6 protein-coding genes are annotated in these 8,875 nt (G+C 65.3%); 1 reads left to right on the top strand and 5 read right to left on the bottom strand.

The features are described 5' to 3' along the window. Genes mobF through MF610_RS18695 form a run of 3 tightly spaced genes read right to left on the bottom strand, consistent with a single transcriptional unit; the run spans nt 1 to nt 5,845 of the window. Complete coding sequence (mobF, locus tag MF610_RS18705; RefSeq protein ID WP_016509811.1) at nt 1-3,075, bottom strand: MobF family relaxase; 3,075 nt, start codon at nt 3,073-3,075, stop codon at nt 1-3. 3 nt (nt 3,076-3,078) lie between these two features. Beyond that, entirely contained in the window at nt 3,079-5,568 is a 2,490-nt protein-coding gene (locus MF610_RS18700) for a type IV secretion system DNA-binding domain-containing protein (RefSeq protein WP_242201863.1), read from the bottom strand. Further along, nucleotides 5,555-5,845 (bottom strand): hypothetical protein, encoded by a 291-nt coding sequence (locus MF610_RS18695; RefSeq protein ID WP_016509826.1) that lies wholly within the window; start codon nt 5,843-5,845, stop codon nt 5,555-5,557. The genes MF610_RS18700 and MF610_RS18695 overlap by 14 nt, the downstream gene beginning before the upstream one ends. Before the next feature lie 524 nt (nt 5,846-6,369). Between MF610_RS18695 and MF610_RS18690 the strand changes: the two genes are divergently transcribed. Beyond that, nucleotides 6,370-6,588, top strand: a complete 219-nt coding sequence (locus tag MF610_RS18690; protein ID WP_037447303.1) for a hypothetical protein — start codon at nt 6,370-6,372, stop codon at nt 6,586-6,588. A gap of 177 nt (nt 6,589-6,765) precedes the next feature. On the opposite strand, the gene MF610_RS18685 is transcribed toward MF610_RS18690, so the two are convergent. Continuing rightward, nucleotides 6,766-7,323, bottom strand: a complete 558-nt coding sequence (locus MF610_RS18685) for a hypothetical protein (RefSeq protein WP_125962576.1) — start codon at nt 7,321-7,323, stop codon at nt 6,766-6,768. Between the two features lie 622 nt (nt 7,324-7,945). Next, entirely contained in the window at nt 7,946-8,113 is a 168-nt protein-coding gene (locus MF610_RS18680; RefSeq protein ID WP_156028549.1) for a hypothetical protein, read from the bottom strand. Nucleotides 8,114-8,875 lie beyond the last annotated feature (762 nt).

The following is an 8,875-nucleotide window of genomic DNA, read 5'->3' as shown; positions in this document are numbered from 1 at the left end:
TCATAGCTCCAGTCCGATGTCCTTTTCGGGGTAGGGAAGTTCGATTTCCGGCTTCTCGACGCCGATCCGCAGCGATGCGGCGGCAAGGGAGGGATCGTTCTTGAAATCGGGCGGCTGCCGCTCGACGGTTTGGCTGACGTCGGCGCTCGGCTCGCCCCCAACTTTCTCAGGTCCGCGATCGAGGTCGGGCGGCAGCGAGGGGTTGAACGTCTCGCCCGCGCCGGCTTTCGCCGCTGTGCCGGCAGCGCCCCGATCGGGGTCGATCGTCAGCGCGCCGGTGGTTTCGAGCGCCGAGGTCTTGTTGCCCTCGTTGCGCTCGATCGCGGCGGTCAGCTTCTCGCGGTCGTCGGTGAACAGCTGGATGTCGTCGCGGACGCGCGTAACGGTGACGTTGAACAGGCGCTGGTTGGAGAGGTTGGATTCCTTGTGGCTCATCACCGCGATCGCGGTATCGGTGGTGATGCCCTGCGCCGCGTGCATGTTGAGCGCGTAGGCGAGGCTGATCCGCTCCATCATCGGATCGCCCGCCTTCAGCTCGTGGAGCGTGCCGTCGCTCGCCTCGACCCTGATCCCCGACGGGTCGGCCGAGACGACGCGGGCGATGTCGTTGTTGTTGAGGCCGCGGTCCTTGTCGTTCTGCGTCCAGCGGATCCTGTCGCCTTCGTGCAGCCGGATCTCCTCGCGCTGCGCGAGCTGCATCGCATCGGTCTTGTCGACCGGCGATATCTTCTGCGGATCGAAGGTCCGAACCCGGTTGCCGATCTGGACCTGGACGCGGCCCTTCGCGTCGACGCCGAGCACGTCATAGGTGCCGGGGCTGAGGCCGAGTTCGCGCATGGCATGGCGCAGGTCGATCACCTGGCCCGGCTTGTAGGTATGCGCGTAGCGCAGTTCCTCACGCGTGACGTTGACCTTGTCGAGGACGGGCGTAACGACGCCCTCGCCCTTCAGCGCCCCCTCTGCGGCGAGGCCGTCCTGGATGCGCACGTTGAGCTCGGCGCGGGCGACGCGGCCCGAGGAGAACATCGCGGTGGTCTCGCGCTGTTCGGTGGTTAGGCCCAGCCAGTGTTCGGCCGCGGCCTTCACATGCTCGGGGTTGGCGGTGACCTTGTCGCCGAGCATCGCCATCGCCTCGCGCACCTCGCCACGGTTGGTCAGCGCAGCGACGGTGCGCAGCTGCTCGGTGCGCTGGCGCAGATTCTCGTCCATCCGCGCCATCGTGATCCCGCCGGCCTGCGCGAGCGCGAACGCCTTGCCGGCGTCGACCGCGGTGATCTGCTGGCGATCGCCGATCATCAGGAAGCGATCGACGCCGAGCGCATTGGCGATGCCGACCAGGTGCTTCATCTGGTCGGAACCCACCATCGAGGCTTCGTCGAGGATCAGCGTCGTGCCGGCGAGCGCGTCGCGCGCGCCGTCATAGCCCGCTCCCTTCCCAGCGAGCGCGTGGCGGGCATAGCTGTGGACGAACGAGGAGACGGTGCGGCTCTCGATCCCGGCTTCCGCGCCGAGGCGATCGGCGGTCGCCTTCATGAGCGCGAGGCCGACCACCTTGCCGCCCTCCTGCTCGACGTTGCGCGCGACGCTCGCCAGCATGGTCGACTTGCCGGCGCCCGAGACGCCTTGGACCGCGACGATACGATCGGCGGAGGTCAGCGCCATCGTCGCGGCCGCCATCTGGCCTGCGTTGAGTTCCTTGTCGCCCGATGCGGCGTTGATCCGCTCGATGACGGTGTCGGCGGAGACGATCACCCGCCCCTCCCCCTTGCCGCGCTCGATCTCGGCAAGGATACCGCGCTCGGTCGCGAGCGCCTCGGGCGTCGTGACATGGGTGACGACGCCGTCGATCCGGTCCTCCTTGCCCGGGATCAGCTTCTCGTTGCGGATGAGCTCGGAGACGCGCGCGTCGACATGCGCGGCGGTGACACCCTTCAGCCCGAGGTCGAGCGCGGTCCGGGTGATGTCGGGCACGGCGAACGCGGCTTCGCGCTGGGCATGGATGCGGATCGCGGAGGCGACGGCGTGCTGGGCGCGCAGATCCACCGGCGCGATGCGCAGTCGGTCGAGACCGCTGGCGACGAGCGGATCGGCGGATCGGAACCACTCGCCCAGGCTTTCGCGGATATTGGCCAGGACGTCACCGAGGCGCTCCATCGGTCGTGGCTGGGCATCGAGGCCGCTAGTGCCGGCACGCTCGCGCGCGGCATCGACCAGTGCCTTGCCGTCGAATCCGAGCGCGGCCGCCCGGTCACGCCATTCCTGGCGCAGGGCATCGCGATCCTCGACGTTCAGCTTGGCGTCGCGGGTATTGTTGGTCACCTTGCGCAACGCCTCGGCGGAGGTGACACCGAGCTCGCCGGCTTTCGCCAGGATATCGGCGCGCCGCTGGCTGAAGGTGTCGATCACCTCCTTAGGCACGCCGGCGATCTCGAACTGGCCGTGCTTGCCGGTGACGCTTGTTTCGTAGCCGATCTTTGCCAGCTCGGCGCGAAACTGGGCGTGATAGGCCGCGCCGATCGTGGTGTTGTTCTTCCAGAGCTGCTGGTTGTGGAGCGCCTGCCATGCCCCGTTCGCCATCTTGGTCATGTTGGCGATAAGGACGTGGATGTGGCCCTGCGGATCGAGAGCGCGGCTCGTGTCGTGCTGGAACAGCGCATAGACGAGGTTGCCGGTACGCACCGCATCCCCTGACCTGGACTGATCGTAGGTGCGGCCTTCGGCGAAGGTCTTCTCGACCCAGCCCATCGTCGCCTTTACCGCGTTCATATGCGCGGTGAGCACACGGGCGTCGCCGGCGACATAGGCCATGACGCTCGCCGATTTCGGCATCGAGAATGTCAGGTCGACGCCTAACCGCCGACCCTCGACCTGCCCGACCTTCTCGCCATCGGGCATCTCGCCGTTGAGGATCTTCTCGAAGTCCTCCTTGGTCACCTCGCCCTTGAGGCCAAGATCGGCCGCGCCCACCCCGCCCCAGGCGGTCGCCTCGGACGAATGCTCGGCGGTGTAGTAATCGTCCTTGGCGAAATACTGCGCCGCGCCGGAGGCGGATTTGACGGAGGCGACCGACAGCATCGGCTACATCCCCATGTCCATGTCGTCATCGATCTCCGGCGAATGATCCGGGCCATGATGACGATGGTGGTGATCGGGATCGCGCTGCGTCGCAAACCCATCGCGCAACTCACGGGTCGCTTGGTCCTCATGGCGGTTGTCATCTTGCCGACCGAGATCAGAGCCACTCATTGGTCGTTCGGCGTCCGATCGTTGCGCGTTCGGGCCTGCCGTGAGCGTTGGCGACGCCCCCGGATCGGGAAGCCTCAGACCGATCCGCGCGTCGCGCACCTTTTCGGACGCGACGGGAACCGCTGGCTCCGCTGCGCGGACGGCATCGGCGCCGGTTGGGCTGGTCGTGACGCCCTTCCCGGTTACCTGATCGATAACCACCGGCAGCGACCCGGTGACCTCCATCGCCGCAGCCGCCTTCTCCGCCTCGCTACGGGGCTTCTCGGGCTGAGCGGCGGTCAGGTCCGGCTGTTCTCGTTCCCTTGCCTCTACGCCTCCCACGGGCCGCGTGGGGGTATGTTCCCGGCCGCCCTCACCCCCCTCATCCGCGACCTTGTTCCGGGCGGTCTGACGACGCCGGTCTTCCGGCGAGACGTATTCGGTCGGCTTGAAGTTCTTGCGGGGAACCGCCCCCGGCGCGACCTCGGCATAGGACCGGTACTTGAGTTCGATCCGCGCAGCGGGGAAACCGTCGGGAAACTTCACGAAGCCGTGGAGCGACGGCAGGTTGTTGATGTCGTCGGGGATGACCAGCGGTTCGATCGCGGTACGCGGTGTGAGCGTCGAGGCGTCGCGGGTATTGTTGTAGCCGTAGCTGTATGCCTCATCCATCTGACGGACTTCCCGGCTGCCGATGAACTCGGAGCATTTCTCGGCCGTCGTGCGATCGGCGGTGGCGAGGATCAGCTTGGTGCGCGCGAGGCCGGTGAGCGCGGTCGCGTTCTGCAGGCCATAGGTCGCGACCAGCTTGTCGAACGAGTGGATGCCGAGGACGAACGCGCCTCCGAAGTTGCGCGCCGACTGGAGGCCATGCTCGATGCCGGGCAGCGCGTGGAGCGCGTGTACCTCGTCGAACAGATACCAGGTGCGCAGATCGCGCGTCTTGGGCAGGCGCATGAGGTTGTTGACCGCGAGGTCGATCCACAGCGTGAACAGGCCGCGGGTCATCTCCAGGTCATTGTACGAGCCGGTAATGAACATGATCGAGCCGTCACGATTGTCGGTCGCGATCCAGTCGCGGATCGAGAAGGCGGGCGGGCCGCCCGGGACGGGGTCCGGCATGAAGCGCAGCGCCTGTCCGTTGACGTTCAGGACTGATCGGATCGACTCCGCCATGCGGGCCGCTTTCTCCGTCGTCAGCGGGGCCGCGATCGTGTCGTCCAGCTTGGCGTTGATCGACTTCAGGTCAGCCTGCATCAGGTGATGCGCGATGGCGGCATTGTTGGCCTCGCCCATCTCCTGAAGCTTCAGGCACATCTCGATGAACAGCATGCGTGCGGCGTTCTGCCAGAACGGCTCCTTGTCGTCGGGATGCGAGGGGATGAGGGCCGAGGCGGCCGACACGAAGTCGGCATAGTTGCGGCACTCGTCGAACAGCGTCCACGGCGCGCAACGCTCGTCCATCGGGTTGAGGATAACGTCGGTTTCGGGGTTGTAGAATGTCTCCACGAACACCCCGGTAAGGTCGAAGATGACGGCGCGATGCCCGCGCGCACGAAGCTGCGAGACGTGGCTGCGCAGCTGCGTCGTCTTGCCGGTGCCGGTGGTGCCGATGAGCATGGTATGGCTCTGTTCGAGCCGCCACGGATAGGGGATGCCGGCGATCGTATAGGGAACGTGGATGCCCCGGTCGATGCGATCGAGGATTGGAGCCTTGGCGACCAGCTCCGGGACGTATGGGGGCTCGTGCTCGGCGCACTCGGTTCGGAACCTGCGCCGGTTGTGGCCGCTGACGGTTTTGACGAGGACATCTCGCTCGACCAGCAGGGCGCCGCGGTTATGGCGTTCCTGGAGCATGTCGCTGCCGCGCTTGTTGGCCCACATGATGAACCACATGATGAGCGGAGCGGCGATGAAAGCCGACATGACGAGCGTCGTCAGGAAGATTTTGACGGTTTTAGCCCAGGCGTGAACGACATGGGGCTCGTAGGGAACGTAACCGATCGGAACTTTCGTCACGACGCCGTTGGGCAGGGTCAGGTTGATAAGGTGGAATCTGTCCGCGCCGACCCATGTCCAGATCGCCGAGTAGAGCTTCATCAGGTCGAGCTGGAACTCATGCTCGGCGAGGCCCAGCCAGACGAAGATATTGAACAGGACGATGAACGTCCCGAGCCAGATCCAGATCGGCACCTGGAGGCCCGCCCAGGTCATCTTGTACTGGCTGGCAAGCAGCTGCGAACCGCGGGTGAAATTGCCGGAGTTGCGGGTGATCCGCCCCCGCGCTGAATGGTGCTTTACCGTCGCCGCCTGACCGTTGAACCGGATATCACCGCTGCGCATGGTGAACCTCCACGCGCTCCTGGGCGATGTCGATGATCTTCTCCGCGTAGTCGGGATGCTCGCGGGTAACGATGAGGTCCATTGAAGCCGACAGTTGCTCTAGGATGAGCAGGACGCGACTGACGTTGAATGAATGGCTCGCGACCGCCAGTGGAAGTCCGAAATGAAAGACTAAACGGGACGCCTCCGAGCGAGAGCATCCACGCTCTTTCGCGAAGCTGTCCAGGGTCGCAACAGCCTGACTCGAAAGCCTGAAGCCGACGTGGTGTGTAGTCATGATCCATCCACTCAACTGGTGGATGGTGGGGATTTCGGAGCCGGAGGTTTAACACGCGATTTCAGACATCGCCATAGAAAACGTATTACATGCCGAGAACGTCGAACTAGACGCTATTTCAACGGGTTAGCGAACTCCGGCTAGGCTTTTCCACCATGAGAACACGACACACCCTGTGAACAGACCGTATTTCAGGCACTTAACCTGCGGCGTGCCGCGTACGGTGTGCAAATCCTTAGGGACTGTCGCGGTGGTGGTGGCATCATGGCTGGATGTCCGATCATTGGACCGGACTCCGGGAGGGAAAGCGCCGCAGGCAGGCGATCATCGGGCAGGACCGAAGGGGGTTGGGCGGAGCAATCCCGCCCCACGACGGACCTGGCCGCAGGTCAGTGTCCGTCGCCCCATGCTGGTCCGGTAAAACCGGACCAGCGAGCGAGTATGGTTGTCGCTATTGTGCAGCTGGGTAGGTGCTGGCATCGTACAACATGGAGGCTGGTTCACGATCAGAAAAGGCATGTCGAATGGCACGGAGTATCGAGCAGGAACGGGCGCAGCTTGAGGCCGATGAACAGCGGCTCAACGAGCGTCGCAAGCAACTCGCCGATCGCGAGCGATCGGGGTTGTTGAAGGAGGTTGAGAAGTCGGGGCTGATGAAGGCCGATCCAGCCCAGTTCAGCGCCATCATCGGGGCGATCAAGAAGCTCGGGATCGACGAGACCGTGAAGCGCCTGACCGCGTAGCGGGTCAGCGCAGGAGCGGGCTCAAGCCCATCAAGCAAAAAAGGGGAGCAGCCGTAAGGCGCTCCCCTTTTCAATGCCTGGCCGAAGCTGGCGATGCTTCGGTCCATTGAGGCAAAAGAATGGGGAGCATCGAGGCGAAGCCCGATGCCCCCCGACGCGATGGTGACTGGAGGGAGGCTATCCCCAGACCATGCGTATCTCGTCACTGGTAGCGACCTGAGCCGCGAGCGAGTCGAACCGCTCGAGGTAACGGCCATCATTGAGGTGGCCTAGATCGCGGCGGACGTAAGGCTGACCCAGAGTATCGCGCAATTCGGTAATGGGTATGCTGCCGCGATTGTCGTCGGCAAGCCGGAGCGCGTCGAGGACGCGATAGGCGTTGCCGTTGGCGAGGTTGATCTCCGATGCGCCGTCGGGCGTGGTGGCGACGTGCATGGTGATCGTGCGGGTTGCATCGTCGCGCCAGAAGCGGACGTTGAGTCCACGAAACTGGGCTTCCTCGACAACGGAGATGACACCAACGTCGTGATCGAAGATCGCGCAGATTGATGCGAGCGACCAGGGGCACACGCGGGCTTCGAACGAGCACGACACCAGGGGGTCATCGTCCTCGTCTTCGAGAAGCTGGCCACGCTCCCGGGCGAAGGCGCGGAACGCGGCGAGCTGGCGGGCGGTGATGACGGCGGGCGCGGCATCGGCTTTCCGATCGACGCTGAGGAAGAAGGTGATCGACATGGTCTGTCTCCCATTGGAACCATCATCCCCGGTTTCCCTCCCCTTCCGATCCGTCAGGATCGGCATGGCCGATCACGGGGTCATGGGTCGGTCCGCAGGACCGGGTGCCCGAGCGATGCGTAGCTGGTGCTCGCAATGCGCAGGCATTGCGGCACCGCGAGCGAGCCGGGCATTGGTCGGACTGCGCCGGTCGATGCGTAGCGAGCGCGACACGCGCAGGCGTGGCCGCGATGCGAGCGAGACGGGCGCGGTCGATAAGCGGGTGCGATCGGCACGAGCGAGGCGTAGCGAACCGGCGATCCGAAGGGATCGTCGTGAAGCGAGCGAGCCGTGCCGGTCAGCCCATACTCGATCGCATCGGCACGGCGCGATGCGCAGCGGCAGCGCAGGCGATGCGACGGCATCGCCGCGCCCGCCAGCGAGCCGTGCCGATGCCGCAGTCGAGACGCCGGCTGAGCCGCGACGGTCGATGCGTAGCGAGCGTGACACGCGCAGGCGTGGCCGCGATGCGAGCGAGGCGATGCGACGGAGTGACAGATCGATCCCGGCACCGGCGAGGCGTAGCAGGCAGTGGCAATGCGACGGCATTGCCCTGCCGCGAGCGAGCCGTACCGATCCTCCGTCAGGGATCGACCGCGTCAATTTCGATCAGGCGTGCGGTGTCGGTCCACGAGATGATCTCATAGTCGTCCGACATGTGGGTGTAGTGGCCACTGCGAACCTCGCCGATCGTCGCGCATGTTCCGTCCGCCCAGAGTGCGTAGTCGTCGTTCGAGATGGGGTCGGTCATGTCATTCTCCTTTTGCTGACGCGAACCGTCCGGCATGCGGTGTTCAGGGCGGTTGATGCCGTTGACCGGGAAGCCGTGGCGAGCGCAGCGAAGGCAGGGATCCCGGTCAACGCTCGAGAGCGGGGGAACCGATTTTGTGCTGGCGGTCCGCTGAGCGGAGCGATTGCGGACGGGCAGCGCAAAATTTGGGGGATCGCGAAGTCTCGACGGCCCGTGATACCCGCATGCCATTCTGTAGTGAGGCGAGCAAAGGATAGCCCTTTCGGGGTCGCACCGGGGTTTTCCAAGGGTCGCATCGGCCGAGGCGTAGCGCGCTGGTCATCGCACTCAGCGATGACCGCTAAGCGAGCGAGGCGATGCGACGGAGCGACAGATCGATCCCGGCACCGGCGAGGCGTGGCAGGCAGCGGCAATGCGACGGCATTGCCCTGCCGCGAGCGAGCCGTGTCGATCCGGCAACGCGGTGCGATCGACCGCAAGGTCAGTCCCACGCGGCGCGATGGGGCTCGATGCCCCGGAGCGCCGCCCAGGGCGACGTAAAAAAGGGGAAGGACTCCGGTTTCCCGGAGCCCTTCCGTGAGTGCGTCAGGCGCGACGGCCGCGCTGGCTGGGCTGCACCGGCGCCTGTCCGTCCTTGCGGAAGACGTGGAGCGGTACGCCGGCGGTTCGCAGCTTGCGCGCGAAGTCGATCTGGACGCCCGATCCTTCGCAGACGATCGCTTCGACGGGACGCAGCGAGGCGATGCGGTCGTTGCGCAGGAA

This window comes from Sphingomonas hankookensis (assembly GCF_022664465.1).
Classification (GTDB): domain Bacteria; phylum Pseudomonadota; class Alphaproteobacteria; order Sphingomonadales; family Sphingomonadaceae; genus Sphingomonas; species Sphingomonas hankookensis.
Note: the sequence above shows the minus strand (reverse complement) of the source record. Positions and strands in the feature narration are given on the sequence as shown.

What these genes read in the sequence shown, in the direction of transcription:
- mobF (WP_016509811.1), bottom strand. Translation starts at nt 3,075, where the DNA reads ATGCTGTCGGTCGCCTCCGTCAAATCCGCCTCCGGCGCGGCGCAGTAT.
- MF610_RS18700 (WP_242201863.1), bottom strand. Translation starts at nt 5,568, where the DNA reads ATGCGCAGCGGTGATATCCGGTTCAACGGTCAGGCGGCGACGGTAAAG.
- MF610_RS18695 (WP_016509826.1), bottom strand. Translation starts at nt 5,845, where the DNA reads ATGACTACACACCACGTCGGCTTCAGGCTTTCGAGTCAGGCTGTTGCG.
- MF610_RS18690 (WP_037447303.1), top strand. Translation starts at nt 6,370, where the DNA reads ATGGCACGGAGTATCGAGCAGGAACGGGCGCAGCTTGAGGCCGATGAA.
- MF610_RS18685 (WP_125962576.1), bottom strand. Translation starts at nt 7,323, where the DNA reads ATGTCGATCACCTTCTTCCTCAGCGTCGATCGGAAAGCCGATGCCGCG.
- MF610_RS18680 (WP_156028549.1), bottom strand. Translation starts at nt 8,113, where the DNA reads ATGACCGACCCCATCTCGAACGACGACTACGCACTCTGGGCGGACGGA.